Source organism: Aquimarina spinulae, from assembly GCF_943373825.1.
GTDB lineage: Bacteria > Bacteroidota > Bacteroidia > Flavobacteriales > Flavobacteriaceae > Aquimarina > Aquimarina spinulae.
This window is the reverse complement of sequence record NZ_CALSBP010000002.1, coordinates 1,139,296-1,155,030: the sequence shown is the minus strand read 5'-3', so window position 1 is coordinate 1,155,030 and position 15,735 is coordinate 1,139,296. Positions and strand designations below refer to the sequence as shown.

18 protein-coding genes are annotated in these 15,735 nt (G+C 32.7%); 10 read left to right on the top strand and 8 right to left on the bottom strand.

All coding sequences use genetic code 11. From position 1 onward, the window contains the following. Positions 1-3: 3 nt before the first annotated feature. From NNH57_RS10745 to NNH57_RS10720, 6 genes are all read left to right on the top strand, one after another. Positions 4-882, top strand: a complete 879-nt coding sequence (locus tag NNH57_RS10745; protein WP_108807687.1) for an AraC family transcriptional regulator — start codon at positions 4-6, stop codon at positions 880-882. An 83-nt stretch (positions 883-965) separates the two neighbouring features. Continuing rightward, complete coding sequence (locus NNH57_RS10740) at positions 966-1,355, top strand: hypothetical protein (protein WP_234423358.1); 390 nt, start codon at positions 966-968, stop codon at positions 1,353-1,355. A 223-nt stretch (positions 1,356-1,578) separates the two neighbouring features. Next, the gene (locus NNH57_RS10735) at positions 1,579-1,911 is read left to right on the top strand and encodes a winged helix-turn-helix transcriptional regulator (protein WP_074409052.1); all 333 of its coding nucleotides are present in this window, start codon (positions 1,579-1,581) and stop codon (positions 1,909-1,911) included. Further along, positions 1,908-2,825, top strand: coding sequence for an NAD(+) diphosphatase (gene nudC / locus NNH57_RS10730; protein WP_074409051.1), 918 nt, complete (start codon positions 1,908-1,910; stop codon positions 2,823-2,825). Before NNH57_RS10735 ends, nudC begins: the two co-directional genes overlap by 4 nt. Continuing rightward, a complete protein-coding gene (locus NNH57_RS10725) occupies positions 2,822-3,364 on the top strand; it encodes a DinB family protein (protein WP_074409050.1) in 543 nt (180 codons plus the stop codon). Before nudC ends, NNH57_RS10725 begins: the two co-directional genes overlap by 4 nt. A gap of 44 nt (positions 3,365-3,408) precedes the next feature. Next, on the top strand, positions 3,409-3,696 hold the full coding sequence (locus tag NNH57_RS10720; protein WP_074409049.1) for a YciI family protein: 288 nt from the start codon (positions 3,409-3,411) through the stop codon (positions 3,694-3,696). Between the two features lie 32 nt (positions 3,697-3,728). Here the strand turns inward: NNH57_RS10720 and pdxR are convergent, their stop codons facing one another. Then, positions 3,729-5,144: a MocR-like pyridoxine biosynthesis transcription factor PdxR gene (gene pdxR / locus NNH57_RS10715; RefSeq protein WP_074409048.1), complete on the bottom strand. Its 1,416-nt coding sequence runs from the start codon at positions 5,142-5,144 to the stop codon at positions 3,729-3,731. 99 nt (positions 5,145-5,243) lie between these two features. Between pdxR and NNH57_RS10710 the strand changes: the two genes are divergently transcribed. The 3 genes from NNH57_RS10710 (at position 5,244) to NNH57_RS10700 (ending at position 7,450) form a co-directional block, all read left to right on the top strand. Continuing rightward, positions 5,244-5,705 (top strand): cupin domain-containing protein, encoded by a 462-nt coding sequence (locus NNH57_RS10710; protein WP_074409047.1) that lies wholly within the window; start codon positions 5,244-5,246, stop codon positions 5,703-5,705. 20 nt (positions 5,706-5,725) lie between these two features. Next, positions 5,726-6,631 (top strand): dihydrodipicolinate synthase family protein, encoded by a 906-nt coding sequence (locus NNH57_RS10705; RefSeq protein ID WP_108807688.1) that lies wholly within the window; start codon positions 5,726-5,728, stop codon positions 6,629-6,631. 189 nt (positions 6,632-6,820) lie between these two features. Next, complete coding sequence (locus tag NNH57_RS10700) at positions 6,821-7,450, top strand: LysE family translocator (protein WP_074409045.1); 630 nt, start codon at positions 6,821-6,823, stop codon at positions 7,448-7,450. A 26-nt stretch (positions 7,451-7,476) separates the two neighbouring features. Here the strand turns inward: NNH57_RS10700 and NNH57_RS10695 are convergent, their stop codons facing one another. Together NNH57_RS10695 and NNH57_RS10690 are read right to left on the bottom strand one after the other, a co-directional pair. After that, a complete protein-coding gene (locus NNH57_RS10695; protein ID WP_074409044.1) occupies positions 7,477-8,241 on the bottom strand; it encodes an ABC transporter ATP-binding protein in 765 nt (254 codons plus the stop codon). After that, on the bottom strand, positions 8,241-8,978 hold the full coding sequence (locus tag NNH57_RS10690; RefSeq protein WP_074409043.1) for an MlaE family ABC transporter permease: 738 nt from the start codon (positions 8,976-8,978) through the stop codon (positions 8,241-8,243). Before NNH57_RS10690 ends, NNH57_RS10695 begins: the two co-directional genes overlap by 1 nt. Positions 8,979-9,091: 113 nt before the next feature. On the opposite strand from NNH57_RS10690, the gene pafA reads away from it, so the two are divergent. Beyond that, entirely contained in the window at positions 9,092-10,732 is a 1,641-nt protein-coding gene (gene pafA / locus NNH57_RS10685) for an alkaline phosphatase PafA (protein WP_082994954.1), read from the top strand. A gap of 3 nt (positions 10,733-10,735) precedes the next feature. Here the strand turns inward: pafA and NNH57_RS10680 are convergent, their stop codons facing one another. The 5 genes from NNH57_RS10680 to NNH57_RS10660 form a co-directional block, all read right to left on the bottom strand. After that, entirely contained in the window at positions 10,736-11,788 is a 1,053-nt protein-coding gene (locus NNH57_RS10680) for a flavin monoamine oxidase family protein (RefSeq protein WP_074409042.1), read from the bottom strand. Positions 11,789-11,845: 57 nt separating this feature from the next. Continuing rightward, positions 11,846-12,592 carry an SDR family NAD(P)-dependent oxidoreductase gene (locus NNH57_RS10675; protein ID WP_074409041.1) on the bottom strand — a complete coding sequence of 249 codons (747 nt, stop codon included), beginning with the start codon at positions 12,590-12,592 and terminating at the stop codon, positions 11,846-11,848. 62 nt (positions 12,593-12,654) lie between these two features. Then, positions 12,655-13,218, bottom strand: a complete 564-nt coding sequence (locus tag NNH57_RS10670) for a TetR/AcrR family transcriptional regulator (protein WP_074409040.1) — start codon at positions 13,216-13,218, stop codon at positions 12,655-12,657. 160 nt (positions 13,219-13,378) lie between these two features. After that, complete coding sequence (locus tag NNH57_RS10665; RefSeq protein WP_108807689.1) at positions 13,379-14,785, bottom strand: TlpA family protein disulfide reductase; 1,407 nt, start codon at positions 14,783-14,785, stop codon at positions 13,379-13,381. 94 nt (positions 14,786-14,879) lie between these two features. Then, positions 14,880-15,728 (bottom strand): glycosyltransferase family 2 protein, encoded by an 849-nt coding sequence (locus NNH57_RS10660; protein ID WP_074409039.1) that lies wholly within the window; start codon positions 15,726-15,728, stop codon positions 14,880-14,882. Positions 15,729-15,735 lie beyond the last annotated feature (7 nt).

Genomic DNA, 15,735 nt, shown 5'->3' with positions numbered 1-15,735 from the left:
AAAATGATGTCAGAACAAGAAATCGAAAAATATCATTTTCTAAAAGATGAACCCCAAAAGAGGCAGTTTGATATTTATGATTTGGCCGAATATCAAAAAACGAATTCTCAACATTCTTCAAAACCACATACACATAGTTTTTATCAGATTATTTGGTTTAAAAGCAATAAAGGAAAGCATTTTATAGATTTTGAAGAGTATGATATTAAAAAAAACAGGATTTTTTTTATTGCTAAAAATCAGATTCATTTTTTTGAAAAACGCCAGGACTATAGTGGTTTATTGCTTCATTTTAATGAATCATTTATTTTAAATAATGAAACCGATATCAACTTTTTTCTTACCTACTCTATATTCAATAATCACCAAGAACCCTTCTATCAGGTTCCTAATGAACAGGAACACCAGATTTTAAGTTATTTTCAGCAAATAGAAAATGAAACTAAGAATAGTGGTGAGTTTGGTAACCAAATGATTCTATCTAATGTACTAAAAGCTTTTTTGCTTCGTATAGAACGTGAGAAGCGAAAAAATGGTAAAACAATCAAAACAGACTTAAGCCGTAATTTTACATATCTCAAGTTTAGAGACCTTTTAGAGCATAATTTTAATCAAAACTGGTCTGTATCCAATTATGCAGATGAGCTTTCCATTTCAACAAAAACACTTAATTCTATTATTAAATCCGAAATGGGGAAAACAACTTCGCAAGTGATTGCCGATAGAATCCTTTTGGAAGCCAAAAGAAAATTGATACATACTAATGCACGTATAAACCAAATCGGATATGATTTAGGATTTCAAGATCCTTATTATTTTATCAAGTATTTTAAAAAACATCTTAAAATCTCTCCCTCAGAGTTTAGGAAAACGATTTCCTAAATTTACTAATTATAGTAGGTTTTGTCCATTTTATTGGGTTTCGTTGCGAGCTACTTTTGTTCTGTAACAAAATTATAAATGCAATGAAATCAAAATTTAAATTTTCGATCAGACTATTGCCAATATTCGCGACAATAGTGCTATTAACTTTAACATCAATGACAATGGATAAAAAAGCAGAAACAAATGCCTATTTACAAATTACCCTGAAAATCAAATCAGAAAATCGAGAGCGCGCTGCTGGTATATATCTTAAATACAAAGAGCCATTTTTAAAACAAATCAAAGGAGCAGTATCAAAAGAATTGATCCTAAGAACCGAAGATGTACAGGTGATGCATGGTTTTGAATCTGAAGCTGATGCAAAAGCATACCTGTCATCGAATTTATTCGAAAAAGATGTGGTTAGAGAATTAAAACCTTATTTAGAAAACGCCCCAGATGTTAGAGTCTATTCTGTTTTTAGAAATTAGAACCTACTCTCTTTAAAAAAAGAGACACCTACAGTAGCTATTTTTGTATGTAATGGAAGGCAATTTGATTTTGGGGTCAAATTGTCTTCTGTTTTTTTATAACTCAATACGAATACTGTTTATAATACTACAGATAATGCTATCTGTAAACATAAATATTATTTTTATTGATTTATTGCTACACTTTATGTAGCTTTGCTATTAAATATGTAGCATTTGTAATATGGCAACACCAAAACCAGGAAAACCAGTTAGAGGATCAAAAACCGGACAACCCATCATGGCTCTTTTCGATCTGTTAGGAAGAAGTTGGGCTATGGGAATAATATGGCATCTGTATAGAGGTCCAAGTACATTTAGGAAATTACAAGAGTATTGCGAATCAATTTCTCCCACTACGTTAAATAAGAGATTAAAGGAGCTTACAGAATCTCATCTTATTGAGCGTTCTATTGATGGATATATGTTAACTAAGCAAGGGAAAGAACTATTCGAATTATTATCTCCACTAGGTAAATGGGCAAAAACCTGGGCAAATAACTATAGCTCGAAATGAAAAAACAATATTATAGTAATCCATTTTTTGATAGAGCAGCTGAAAACAGAAGAACTTCTTCAGTGATTTCTTCAAATGATGTTTTGATTATTTCGTTTCAACATAAATTTTATTTCTTTCAAGAAAAGGAAAGAAAAGAGTTAGCTTTATTTCCATTAGAATTATTTAAACAGGTTTCTCTTAACAGTTCTTTTTTAGGAGTACAGAAAGGCAAAAAAATCTGGACAGCCGACTTAACAGAAGCAGATGTAAAAAGTGTTTCAAAAATTTTAAAAGGGGGCTGGTTTTGTGATGTTCGGGATTTGGTGGATCAATTAGAAAATGAACAGGCAGCACTTTTGGCGTATGCTTTAGGGATAAATAAGTGGCATCAAATAACCAAGTTTTGTGGTGCTTGTGGAGCAGATACTAAAAACTGGGAAAATGGACATAGCAAAAAATGTAAAAACCCAAAATGCTCTACTATTTTCTATCCACAAATCTCACCAGCTATTATTGTACTTATTGAGTATAAACCAAAAGAAGGGCAACCATTATGTTTGTTGAATAAAAGAAAAATTGATAATGGATATATGTGTTCCACATTTGCAGGGTTTGTCGAAATTGGAGAAAGCCTTGAAGATGCTGTAGTAAGAGAAATGAAAGAAGAAGTGAATGTAGCTGTAACTAATTTACGCTATGTCGACTCGCAACCATGGTCATTTTCATCTTCTTTAATGATGGGATTTGTTGCCGAAGTAGAACATACAGAATTTGAGGTTGATGGCGAAGAAATTATGGATGCTGCCTGGTTTTCGGCAGAACAAATACATGAGAGTGTATCAAAAGAAGAACTAATACTTTCGAGACCAGATTCGATAGCTAGATTTTTAATAGAAACTTGGGCGAATAACAACCTAAACAAAATGTTATGAGGAAAATTGATAAACCTATTTCTGGTGAGTTTCCTTCTTACTCTAGTATGTACATGGATTTGTTGCAGGATGACGGCAAAATTTTAAATCATTTGTGGGATAATTTCATTACCATCAAGAATTTTATATACAATTTGCCAGAAGAAAAATTGTACCACAAGTATGCTAAGAATAAGTGGACTATTAAAGAAATCCTGGTGCATATTATAGATGATGAACGTATTTTTTCATACCGGGCATTACGATATGCGAGAAATGATAAAACACCTTTACCTGGGTTCGAAGAAAAAGATTATGCAATTTATTCTAAAGCTAATGAGCGAAGTTTAGAAAGCATATTTGATGAATATGAGATGGTTAGAAAATCGACCATAGCCCTTTTTAAATACTTACCTGATGATTGTTTTATGAGGAGTGGTATATCTGTCGGAAATATTAATAAAAGAACTGTTAGGGGATTAGCATATCATATAGCGGGGCATGAACTAAGGCATTTTAATATCATAAAAGAACGGTATTTGGATATAAAACCAGAATAGTGTAGATGTCAAAATTGTAACTAAGAACTAAAAAAAAATACACGATGTTTATTATCAATTTTAATTTTGTTAAACCAATAGAAGAAGTTAATCGTTTTACTGAAGCCCACCGTAGTTATATTTCAGAACAATACAACACAGGGAAATTTATAATAGGGGGGCCCAAATCACCAAGAACAGGAGGAATTGTAATCGCAAATTGCGACTCTGAAGAAGAAGTTTATGAAATCTTAGATAAAGATCCGCTAATACAAAAAGAAATAGCAGAATATAGTATAATAGAATTCACCCCTGTAATGAGTACAACAGATTTAAATCACTATCATAAATAAGAGTATGGGGATAAGGTTTGTGTGATATATCGTTATAATAACTTAGAAAGCGCAATAACTCCTTTTTTTAAATGTTCTTCGGATAATGATGCATACCCTAAACGGAAACCATGTATGGGGTTGATAAAACTAAATTTATTAGGCGTAATAATATCTATACCTTGCATGTTTAGTTTTTTGGCAATCTGAAAAACATCCACTTCTTTTTTAGGAACCAACCAAAAAGCAAGCCCTCCATCTGGTTTACTAAAAGATACTTTTTCTTTTAGATATGTATGAAGTAAGGTTTCGAAATAGTCTCTTTTGGCTTTATATATCGCCGAAGTCTTTTTTAAATGACGTTTTACTTCTCCGTCTTTTATTAATTGTAAAATGGCTTGCTCCATGATATTATCACCCTGTACATCAATAATTTTACGAAGATCTCCTGCCTTTTTTACAAAACTTTGGCTTCCCACCAAATAACCAATACGCAGGGCAGGTGCAATGATCTTACTTAATGTTCCTATGTAAATAAAATGCTGAACGTTATCAAAACTAGAAATCGGTAAAACTGGCCTGTATCCAAAATGAAATTCATTATCGTAATCATCCTCAATGATGGTAAATCCATATTGATTAGATAATGAGATTAATTCTAAACGTCTTTGCAGGCTCATGGTTACAGTTGTGGGAAATTGATGATGAGGAGTTGTGTATAATGCTTTTATCTTTTTATGCTTTTTTAAATAATACTTTACATCATCGATACTTAACCCTTGATCATCTATCGAAACAGGAAGAAGATTGGCTCCAATACTCTCAAAAGCTCGCCATGCTGGTTTATATCCTGGATTTTCTATTAATACAAAATCATTTTTTTCTAATAAACAATGACTTGTTAAATACATTGCCATTTGGCTACCTCTGGTGATGCAAATTTCATGAATTGAAGTATTCATCCCTCGTTTAAAATTTAGCATTTGTACCATTGCATTTCTAAACTCAGAATCCCCGAGTTCATTACTGTACCCCATCATTTGCCAACGAGCTTTGCGATTAAAAATTTGCCTGTATGCTCTTGCTAATGCCGTGGTAGGAGCAAGTCTACTATCCGGAAACCCGTCGTCAAAAACGATCAATGGTTTTGATGAATGCTTGTCATCTGTAGTATTTTGCCTGTAAACACTTTTATGTTGATCCTGTTTAGGAAAAACATTAGCCACAAATGTTCCTTTTCTTTCTTTAGAAACAAGCCACCCTTCTGCGATTAAGACGTTTAAACCTTCAACAACCGTATTCCTGTTTACTTTTATTAATTCTGCTAATTGTCTGCTTCCCGGTAAAGCCTGGTTTTTATGTAATTGCTCATTTTTAATTGCATCAATAATAGCATCTGCAATTTGTAGATATATAGCTTTCTTACTAGTAAGATCGATTTTAATTTGAAGTTTCCAAGGTCTAAGCATCTGGACTGTCTATTTATGTCTTTTCTGTACCATAAAGATAGTCCAAATATAAAATACTTTTACATCGTAATAATACAATGAACAAAAAATTAGAAAACAATGGAAACTAAAGAAAAAAAATTCAGTTCAAAAGATTTTCATGAAACTTTTGCAAGACCAAAATTTGTAATGCCAGACACATTAATACATAAAAATGTAGAAAATGCAGGGGTACACGATCAATTCTCTACAGAAAGAAAACATCCTGTTTTTTTTATAGATCTACCTAGTAAAAATGTAAGTATGACGATTGGAGGTTTGTTACCAGACCAAATGACAAACAAACATAGGCATACGTATGAAACATTATTGTATGTAATCGAAGGAGAAGGGTATACCGAAATAGAAGATGTGAGAGTAGATTGGAAAGCAGGGGATGCTGTTTACATTCCCAGTTGGACCTGGCATCGTCATAAAAATTTGAGTAGTACAAAAAATGCAAAATACATTGCCAGTGAAAATGCACCCCAGCTTCAAAACTTAGGTGTAGCACTTCGTGAAGAAGAAGGTAGAGATTTATAATCATCAAAAAAAAATACATTATGAAAAATGTACAATTTAAGGGCGTGATTGCTTATCCAATAACACCATTTGATACTAATGAAAAGGTAGATGTTGATTTGTTTAGAAAACTTTTAGAACGATTAATAAGAAATGGATCTCACGGTATTGCTCCTTTAGGAAGTACAGGTGTACTTCCTTATCTTACTGATCAGGAAAAAGAGGCGATAACCGAAGCAACAATTCAGCAAGTGAATAAACGACTTCCTGTTTTAGTTGGAGTTTCGAATCTAACAACAGAAAGAACAGTGCATCATGCTAAGTTTGCAGAAAAAGCTGGTGCTACAGCGGTTATGATCATCCCAATGAGTTACTGGAAATTGACAGATGATGAGATCGTTCGGCACTATGACACGGTAGCAAAACAGATTTCTATTCCAATTATGGCCTATAATAATCCTGCTACAAGTGGGGTAGATATGTCACCTGCACTACTAAAACGTTTGTTAGAAATCCCTAATGTTACCATGATTAAAGAAAGCACAGGCGATGTGCAACGTATGCACTATTTAAGAAAAGAATTGGGGGAAGATGTAGCTTTTTATAATGGTTCGAATCCTTTGGCATTAGCCGCTCTTTCTGCAGGAGCAACGGGTTGGTGTACTGCAGCTCCAAATCTTATTCCCGAACTTAATATTGCGTTGTATGATGCAATTCAAAAAAATGATTTGAGAGATGCGCAAAACATATTTTATAAACAGATCAATCTCCTGAAATATATAGTTAACAAAGGATTACCAAGAGCAGTTCAGGCGGGTTTAACGATTTTAGGAGAAGAGGGAGGAAATTTGAGAAGTCCATTAAAGCCATTAACAGATATAGAAGAGAGTGAACTAAAAATCATTTTAGAAAAATCGAAGCATGGTATTGAAAAAATAATAGGGTGAAGTAAAAGAAAAATAGAATAACTTTAAACAAAATAAACTAAGAAAGAGCACTATTGCTTAGACTAAATTGATCCAATAGGTAAGTAGAATATAAAGTTAGATTCTACTTACCTATTTATTAATAATGCTAGTCCTGGATTTGCAATTATTATTTTGCTATTTTTAGAATAATTATAAAAAACAATCGGTATGAATCTTACACTTTTGATTTCGTTTATAGGAACAGTTTTTATTATTGCAGTAACTCCCGGACCAAGTGTACTACTTGCTTCTGCGAATAGTATGAATTACGGAACAAAAAAGACAGTTGGAACTATATTAGGAGACTTATCGGCAAATGCTATACAGATTCTTTTATCCTCGCTGGGGTTAGCATCTATCGTTATTTCTTCGGGAGAAATTTTTGGCCTTATAAAATGGATTGGTGTTGGATATTTGATATATATGGGGGTGACAAAAATTATTTCAAAACCAAATGTCGAACAATTCAAAAAAAAGAATAGAGAAAAGGGTTTTTTAAAATTATATAGCGAAGGTTTTTTTATGTCTGCATCAAACCCAAAAGCAATTGTATTTTTCGCTGCATTATTTCCTTTGTTTATCGATGAAAGTCTTGCCTTTGCGCCACAAGTATTAGTATTAGGGATAACCTATTTGGTAATTGATGGTATTAGTCTTTTTATGTATGTTAGATTTGCATCCCGATTAAAAAAATATCTTGAAAATAAGGAAAAGATTCATTTGCAAAATAAAATCATAGGAACGTTATTGATTTTTAGTGGAGTACTATTATCCATGGTAAGACGAACTAATACATAAGAAATAATGTTTGTTTATATTGCGAACTATAGGCCTTTTAACTGAGCGTCTCGAACTTTTTTAAACAAATTAGAAGAGTATACAAAATCGGTTACTGCTTTATTATCGGTTTTGAATATTTGGGTTTTATCACCTTCCCATTCTAAATTACCATTTTTAAGAAAAACGATTTTTTCACCAATTTCCATTACCGAATTCATATCGTGCGTATTGATTACGGTGGTGATATTGTATTCTTCAGTAATTTCTTTAATTAGGTTATCTATAACAATAGCAGTTCTGGGATCAAGTCCAGAGTTAGGTTCATCACAGAATAGATATTTGGGACGTGTTACTATGGCACGTGCAATGGCTACACGTTTTTGCATTCCACCACTAATTTCTGAAGGTAACTTTTTCTCAGCATTTTCAAGATGTACACGATCTAAAACCTCATGAACCCGCTCTAACATTTCTTCCTTTTTTTGTTTGGTAAACATCATAAGAGGAAACATTACATTTTCTTCTACGGTCATAGAGTCAAATAACGCACTACCCTGAAAAACCATTCCCATCTGCTCTCGCAAGCTTCTTTGTTCTTCCTCATTAAGTTCGGAATATGTGCTACCATCATAGCAAATAGAACCTTGTTCTGGAGTAAAAAGTCCAAGTAAGCATTTTAAGAATACAGTTTTACCACTTCCACTGGTACCAATGATGAGATTAGTTTTGCCTCTATCAAAGGTTGTAGTAATTCCTTTTAGAATTTCTTCTCCGTTAAACCCTTTATGTAAATTGGTAACTTCTATCATTAGCTTAATAATAGTTGAGTGAGAATATAATTAGATATGACAATAGAAACCGTAGTCCATACAAAGGCAGAAGTACTTGCTTTACCAACTTCTAGTGCACCACCTTTCATATAATACCCATGAAATGATGGTATGGTTGCTAGTAGAAAAGAATATAAAAAAGTTTTTATAAAAGCATATACCAGGTGATAAGGAATAAACTCCTCTCGCAGTCCTGTCAAAAATTCTGAGCTAGAAATAAATCCCCCATAAACTCCGGCAACATATCCTCCAAATATACCTACAAACATTGCTATCGCAATAATAAAAGGATAAGTAAGCATGGCAATGATTTTAGGGAAAACTAAATAATTGAGAGAGTTGATACCCATTACCTCTAAGGCGTCGATTTGTTCGGTTACTCGCATTGTACCAATACTCGAGGTAATAAAAGAACCTACTTTACCTGCCATGATAACAGAAATAAATGTAGGAGCAAATTCAAGTATTACAGATTGTCTTGAAGCAAAAGCAATAAGCTTTTTGGGAATTAGAGGGTTAGTAAGATTGAGCGCAGTTTGAATGGCTACAACCGCTCCAATAAAAAAGGCTAGAAATACTGTTATTCCTAAAGAACCAATAATTAAATCATCTATCTCTTTAAATATCAGATTCCGTATCACAGAACCTTTAGTCATTCGACTAAAAACGCCTTTTAACATTAAAAAATAGCGACCAATATCGTCTAAGTAAAACATGCATTATAATTAGAAAGGCTAAAATAGAAAAAAAAATATCCATAGCATTTAACCTTCTATTAAAGTTTTACATTTGTAGGAATAGTATTTTAGCTATTTAAATTCAAAATATAATGATAAAAAGAGTATTTCTAATCTTATTAGTTGCGTTATGCTGCATACCTTGTAGAGCACAGGAAGCTGTTCAAATCAATAGTTCGCCAAAGCTGGTAGTTGGTATTGTTGTAGATCAAATGCGATATGATTATTTAACCCGTTTTTATAATCGATTCGGTGATAGGGGGTTTAAACGTATGATCAATGAAGGTTTTAATTGTAAAAACAATCATTTTAATTATGTACCTACTTATACCGGTCCTGGTCATGCCTCTATATATACAGGAACTACACCAAAAAATCATGGAATTATCTCTAATCATTGGTACGATAAGTTTGGTAAAGCAATGGTGTATTGTGCAAGCGATTCATTGGTTAAAGCAGTAGGATCTAATAGCGAAATGGAACGAATGTCTCCTCATCGTATGAAAACATCTACCGTAAGTGATCAAAATAGATTACATACACAATTAAAAGGAAAAACAATTGGTATTGCTATAAAGGACCGAGGTGCTATTCTGCCAGCTGGTCATTCTGCCAATGGCGCATATTGGTTTAGAGGTAAAGATGAAGGGAAATGGATAACCAGTACCTATTACCGTAACGAATTACCAGATTGGGTTAAAAAATTTAATACTTCTAACCAGGCAGAGTCTTACTTAAAAGTATGGAATACCCTTTATGATATTAATACATATACAGAAAGCGGCCCGGATCAAAATCAGTTTGAAGGTGGATATAAAGGTAAAGAAACAGCTACATTTCCTTACGATCTAGCAAATCTAAAAGATCAAAATGCAGGATATGATATCATTAAAGCTTCGGCTTATGGAAACAGCTTAACTACCGACTTTGCAATTGCTGCAATCGAAGGGGAGCAACTGGGGGCTGATAGGACTACAGATTTTCTTACCGTAAGTTTTTCTAGTACAGATTATGTTGGGCATAACTTTGGAGTAAATTCTAAAGAAATTCAAGATACATATTTGCGATTAGATAAAGATTTAGAACGTTTTTTTGATACTCTGGATACTAAAGTAGGTAAGGGGCAATATACCGTTTTCCTTACGGCAGATCATGGAGCTGTACATGTACCGTCATATTTAAAATCTGTTAAGATTCCTGCAGGTTATTTTGATAGAGATGCATTTACGACCAAGGTTAAAGCATTTGTAAAAGCACAGTTTAAAGTAGATGGATTGATCGAAAACATATCGAACAATCAAGTGTTTTTTGATTATAACATGTTAAAAAAACATACAATATCTGCAGAAAAACTTGAGAAAGCACTCGCTCATTATATGCTTCAGGAAAATCAAATTGATAAAGTATTTACCAGGAACCAATTAGAAACAGGTGAATATGTTACCGGTATTGCAGCATTAATTCAAAAAGGATATAATCAAAAAAGAAGTGGTGATGTGGTATATGTAATGGACCCTGCTACGATATCGTATTCTAAAACAGGTTCGACTCATGGAAGTGGTTTAACCTATGATACTCATGCTCCTTTATTGTTTTTTGGACAAGGAATACAAAAAGGAAGTACAACTCAAGAAACATATATCCCGGATATTGCACCTACTATCTCAGCTTTATTAGGAATTGCTTTTCCTAACGGGGCAACAGGAAAAGTGCTATCCTTTGTGTTAGAGTAAGAGTTATTCTTTTAATTTTTGATATATGGATTGTGCACTTTTAACTGCACCTTCCATATATCCTCCAAATAGAGTTGCAGTTTCGGCACCTGCAATAAATAAGGTATTATCAAAAAAATCTTTTTGATAGATAGGATGACCGTTATTTTGATGAGGAAAGATAAAATGTTCAGAATCGTTAAAGGTATTGGATTCTTGTCTCCAAATCTCTTCCTTATATTGAGAGTATTCTAAAGCAGCATCACCAAAGAGTTTTTGGAGTTGGTGTATCACCTTAGATTTTCTGTTCTTTTTGGTTTCCAGATACATTTCATTTTGCAAAAAGCCTTTTAAGGCATATTTAGTATTTCTGTGGTTTGAGTGATCATATAGTTCTGTTATCGGCCCCACATTACTAAATACAGTTCCCGAAAATTTGTTTTCTTTCCAAAATGGTCTTTTGTAAGCAATTCCAAATTTTATAGAATCTCCCATCCAGGTATGGGTATTGTTAGCTATTTTTATAATGTTTTTAGGTAAAGAAGGATTAAAATGTATAGTATTTATAAGAAGCTTAGGTGGTAATGTAGATACTACTTTATGCGTATGATAGTTGTGGTTAGTAGTATTAATTTCAAATTGATTTTTAGTATAATTAATGCTCGTTACTTTTTCATTTAAAATAAGTTCTTCCTTGGTAAGAGATGAAGCCAAAGTATTAATTAAAGCAATAGTTCCTCCTTGTATTCGATAACTTGGTTGTTGGTTTGGTGGTAAATGTATGTGCTGAGGTGGGGCGGTAGATATCGATTCAAACAATGCAGTTCCTTTTATGAATTGTTCAAAAACAGGTAGCTTTAATTCTTCTAATACTTTTAGTAACTCCTGATGCTGGATTCCTATCCAGGTAGCCCCCATTTCTATTGGTGTTTCATCATTAGTAAGAACTGTATGTATTCTTCCACCAATTCTACTTCTAGCTTCGATAATTTTAAAAGGAATATTGTGCTCTTTTAACCTATAAGCAAGTAACAACCCTGTTAATCCGGCACCAATTATAAGTACTTCTGATTTCATTATAGTTAAATGTAAAAAGTAAAGCCTCCTTCTGAGGCCTTACTTTGATATTATTTTTTAATTACGTCCGGCAATTACGCCACCATCAGTATCCCATATCGCACCAGTAACCCAGGAGGCTTTATCAGATAATAGAAAAGTGATACTATTGGCAATATCTTGCGGAGTTCCATTTCTTCCTATAGGGTGAAAATTATTAAACCCTACCAACGCTTTTTTAGCTTCTTCGGCACTGCCAAAAACACTATCATAAACCGGAGTTTCGACTACGGCAGGAGATACTGCATTTACTCTAATCCCGTGATCTGCCAGCTCCATTGCCAGGTGTTGAGTAAGAGTATGTAGTCCTGCTTTTTGCATAGAATAAGCAGAAGAAGGAGTTGCTTTTACAGCTTGTTTTGCCCACATCGAACCTACATTTACAATAGCTCCACTATTATTTTCTTTCATTTTTTTAGCGGCAGATTGCGTTATAAAAAAGAATCCTCTGTTAAGATCCTGATAAGCATCGTAATCCTCTACCGTATGATCCAGAAATGCTTTTGGCCCAAAGATCCCGGATGCGTTTACCAGATAATCTAAGCGATCTAGTCTAGAAATGGTATCGGTTAATTCATTTACACTGGCTGTATCTGTAATATCGACCTGGTGTTTAATTATGTTATCTGCATCTGGTATTTTGGATATATTTCTCCCTACTACGTGCACGGTAGCACCTCCTTCGATTAAAGTATTTACGGTAGCATTACCAATTCCGCTCGTTCCGCCAACGACCAAAGCTGTTTTGTTTTTGAATGTTGTCATTTTTAGTTTTTTAGGATGAATAAAATTGAACAGACAAGTCTGTCTTTAATTAATAAAATTTTTTAGTTCAGTATGCTTTTACAAAGAGATAAACCAGTATCTATTGGCCATTGATTTTGGTGTAATTTACTTTCGGAAATAGAGCTTTCGTAAATTAAATAAATTCTTTTGGCCAGTGCTTCATTTACTGAAGCTATATTTTGATTACAGTTCTGTTCTACCAGTTCTTTTATAAATTCGATAAATTCTTCTTTTTGTTTTTGAATCTCTTTCCTGATTTTTTCGTTTTCTCTAGGGATTTCGGCAATAGTATTTACACACCAGCATCCATTAAAATCTTTTTCTGCAAAGAATTCTATAAGAAAATGAAATAAAGCATACAGTTGATTCTTTCCTTTTTTAGCATTACCTACAAAGGTTTTTATGTTTTTTGTAAATAGATCATTTCTAAATCTAAGATAAGCAAGGCAGATATCTTCTTTTGAAGCAAAATGATTGTATAGTGTTGCTTTTGCAATACCTGCTTCTTTTATGATTTCATTTATACCAGTGCGATTATATCCTTTTTGGTAAAAAAGATCAGAGGCAGTTTCTATGATATGTTGTCTTACTAAAGAGTGTTTCACAGTACAAAACTACAAAATAATTTTAAAAACAGACAAGTCTGTCTATTTTTAATTCAAAATTAGTATAAAGAGGTGTAAAAATAGGAGGTTTATTTTACAGTAAATCCGCAAATTTTATAAAATTTGCGGATTTATGTTTTTTAAAGAATAAGATTAAATCTTAGATACTTAATTCGTTAAAAACCTCTACAAGTTTTGGATCAGATGGTCTTGGTGCACTTGCACTTACAATTTTACCTTCGGGATCAATTAAGATAAATCTAGGGATTCCTCTTATTCCATAATCAACAATAAATTGAGATCCCCAATTGTTGTCTGCGAATAATTGAACTCCACCTAATTCCTTTTCTTTAACCATTGTTTTCCAGGCATCGTGTTGTGGTTTTTTATCAATAGAGATACTTACAAATTCAATATTCTTATTGTGATATTGTTTTTCGATTTTCTTTAGGTGCGGAATTTCGGCCTTACAAGGCCCACACCAGGTAGCCCAAACATCGATGTATACATATTTTCCTTTAAGATCACTTAAAGAAGTTGTTCCTCCTTTGTAATTTTCGTAATCATTAAATACGGGCGACACATTACCTTTAACCAATACTTTTATTTTTTCGAATTTATTGGTTAATTCACTTTTAAATTCTTCATCGTCTGAGGCCGCCATAAGCATATCATATAATTCTGCTGCGTTATCATTTCTAGGTGATACTTGATATGCTATATTTTTCATAAAAGCATTTCTGATATTTTTACTTTTTAGTTGAGCCAAATTCTCCATCATTGCTTTATCCATAGAGATGCTATCATTCGTAGCTTTTTCTTCAGAAATTCTATAAAAAACATCAGAACTTAATCTTCTATAAGCGTTAGATTTCTCATAATCTTCGGCATTATCAATATTAAAATCTTTTAATTCATCCAGAAGACCTTCTGGAACTTTATAGTCTTCTTTCTTTGCATAATGGCTATGAGTCGACGGATAATTATTTAACATTGATAAGTATTCATAACGATTATCCTTAGTTTGAGTAGCTACAAATTCGGGGTCTAAATTTTTATATTTTTTAATTGCGTCGTTTTTAGCTTGTTTATTTTGAGATATTAATTTTTTAAACTCCTCGACTTCATTCATAAAAAGTTTTTTATATCCTTCTGGGCCACCAGTAAAAAGACTTTCTCCTATTAAGGCTCTTTCTGCTAGATAGTTATTAGCATCTGCAGCAGTACCCGTATATTTTATACTTTCATCAAACTGCTTAGTATCTATTGTTAATTCTAATTGATCCCCATGATCTAAATATAAGGATGATCTTTCACGACCAATCACAAAAGTATAGGAGCCTTTGGATTCAATTTTTAAAGTATCAGAGAATGTACCATCTTCATTAATTGATATGACTTTTTTGAAGTGATCACTATTTCTAAATACACTAATCTCATTTTCTAGAGTATTACTTACTTTTCCAGAGAAAAGCACATAATCTACTTTTTCTGCTTTGTTTTCCTTATTACAAGCAGCTAAGCATAGTATGCAACTTAATGCCCAAAGAAGTGGTTTGATTTTCATGAAATTATTTTTTAAAAAAATTAATGTTTCAATGTAAGAATAATTTATGGTAAAAAAGTTAAAGAAATACTAGTTTTCTGAATGGAACTATTCGCTATAGGAGCTTTTTTTTCATTTTTTCCCAACGAAGTTTACGAATAAAACTTCCTTCTTTTTCGGAAACAAGGAAAGCCTCTTTTTTTGCCTTTGCTTTATAATAACCTATTAAATAATGATTGATTAAGCTTGGTTGTTTTTTGAGCAATGCCAATTTTACTGAAGCAATTAGCGTAATCCAAAAACCATATCGCATTCGATAAAAGGCTTCTCCTTGTTTATATTTTGCTTTAGGGTTGTATTTATTTCCGGTTGGTTTTAAGTGTTTGACATGTAAGGTGTCGTCGGTTTTTATTTCCCAATTGTGATATTGAGCTAATAACTCATCTATAGTATCCCATCCCATTGCTGGTTTAAGCCCGTTAATATCTTCGAAACACGTTTTACGATATGCTTTTAATGCTCCTCGGATGTGATCTTTGCTGGTTAAATTTTCTAAAACCCATTTTTTATTTTTTTCTATATAACAAAATCCACCTACCATTCCTGTTTTATCATTCTCCTGAAAATGATGGGTAATTTTAGCTAAGTAATTTGGTGGAAAAACAAGATCTGCATCGAATTTACAAATAATATCATAGTTTGTGTCTAATGTTTTGAAACCCTCATAGAAAGCATTAATCACTTTGCTTCCCGGCATATGATTTTTAGAAGTATACGTATCTACTATGGATATATAATCATATGTATTTACATATTCATTTATAATACCTTTTGTATTGTCTGTAGAATGATCATTAACTACTACTATTTTGGTAGGAATATGTGTTTGAGAAGCCAAAGAATCAAGAGTCTTTGCGATAAAACGCTCTTCATTATGAGCAGGTATGATAATATATATATTCAAAAATATA

What these genes read in the sequence shown, in the direction of transcription:
- NNH57_RS10665 (WP_108807689.1), bottom strand. Translation starts at nt 14,785, where the DNA reads ATGAAAATCAAACCACTTCTTTGGGCATTAAGTTGCATACTATGCTTA.
- NNH57_RS10740 (WP_234423358.1), top strand. Translation starts at nt 966, where the DNA reads ATGAAATCAAAATTTAAATTTTCGATCAGACTATTGCCAATATTCGCG.
- NNH57_RS10710 (WP_074409047.1), top strand. Translation starts at nt 5,244, where the DNA reads ATGGAAACTAAAGAAAAAAAATTCAGTTCAAAAGATTTTCATGAAACT.
- pdxR (WP_074409048.1), bottom strand. Translation starts at nt 5,144, where the DNA reads ATGCTTAGACCTTGGAAACTTCAAATTAAAATCGATCTTACTAGTAAG.
- NNH57_RS10725 (WP_074409050.1), top strand. Translation starts at nt 2,822, where the DNA reads ATGAGGAAAATTGATAAACCTATTTCTGGTGAGTTTCCTTCTTACTCT.
- NNH57_RS10675 (WP_074409041.1), bottom strand. Translation starts at nt 12,592, where the DNA reads ATGACAACATTCAAAAACAAAACAGCTTTGGTCGTTGGCGGAACGAGC.
- NNH57_RS10720 (WP_074409049.1), top strand. Translation starts at nt 3,409, where the DNA reads ATGTTTATTATCAATTTTAATTTTGTTAAACCAATAGAAGAAGTTAAT.
- NNH57_RS10695 (WP_074409044.1), bottom strand. Translation starts at nt 8,241, where the DNA reads ATGATAGAAGTTACCAATTTACATAAAGGGTTTAACGGAGAAGAAATT.
- NNH57_RS10680 (WP_074409042.1), bottom strand. Translation starts at nt 11,788, where the DNA reads ATGAAATCAGAAGTACTTATAATTGGTGCCGGATTAACAGGGTTGTTA.
- nudC (WP_074409051.1), top strand. Translation starts at nt 1,908, where the DNA reads ATGAAAAAACAATATTATAGTAATCCATTTTTTGATAGAGCAGCTGAA.
- NNH57_RS10735 (WP_074409052.1), top strand. Translation starts at nt 1,579, where the DNA reads ATGGCAACACCAAAACCAGGAAAACCAGTTAGAGGATCAAAAACCGGA.
- pafA (WP_082994954.1), top strand. Translation starts at nt 9,092, where the DNA reads ATGATAAAAAGAGTATTTCTAATCTTATTAGTTGCGTTATGCTGCATA.
- NNH57_RS10705 (WP_108807688.1), top strand. Translation starts at nt 5,726, where the DNA reads ATGAAAAATGTACAATTTAAGGGCGTGATTGCTTATCCAATAACACCA.
- NNH57_RS10700 (WP_074409045.1), top strand. Translation starts at nt 6,821, where the DNA reads ATGAATCTTACACTTTTGATTTCGTTTATAGGAACAGTTTTTATTATT.
- NNH57_RS10690 (WP_074409043.1), bottom strand. Translation starts at nt 8,978, where the DNA reads ATGTTTTACTTAGACGATATTGGTCGCTATTTTTTAATGTTAAAAGGC.
- NNH57_RS10745 (WP_108807687.1), top strand. Translation starts at nt 4, where the DNA reads ATGATGTCAGAACAAGAAATCGAAAAATATCATTTTCTAAAAGATGAA.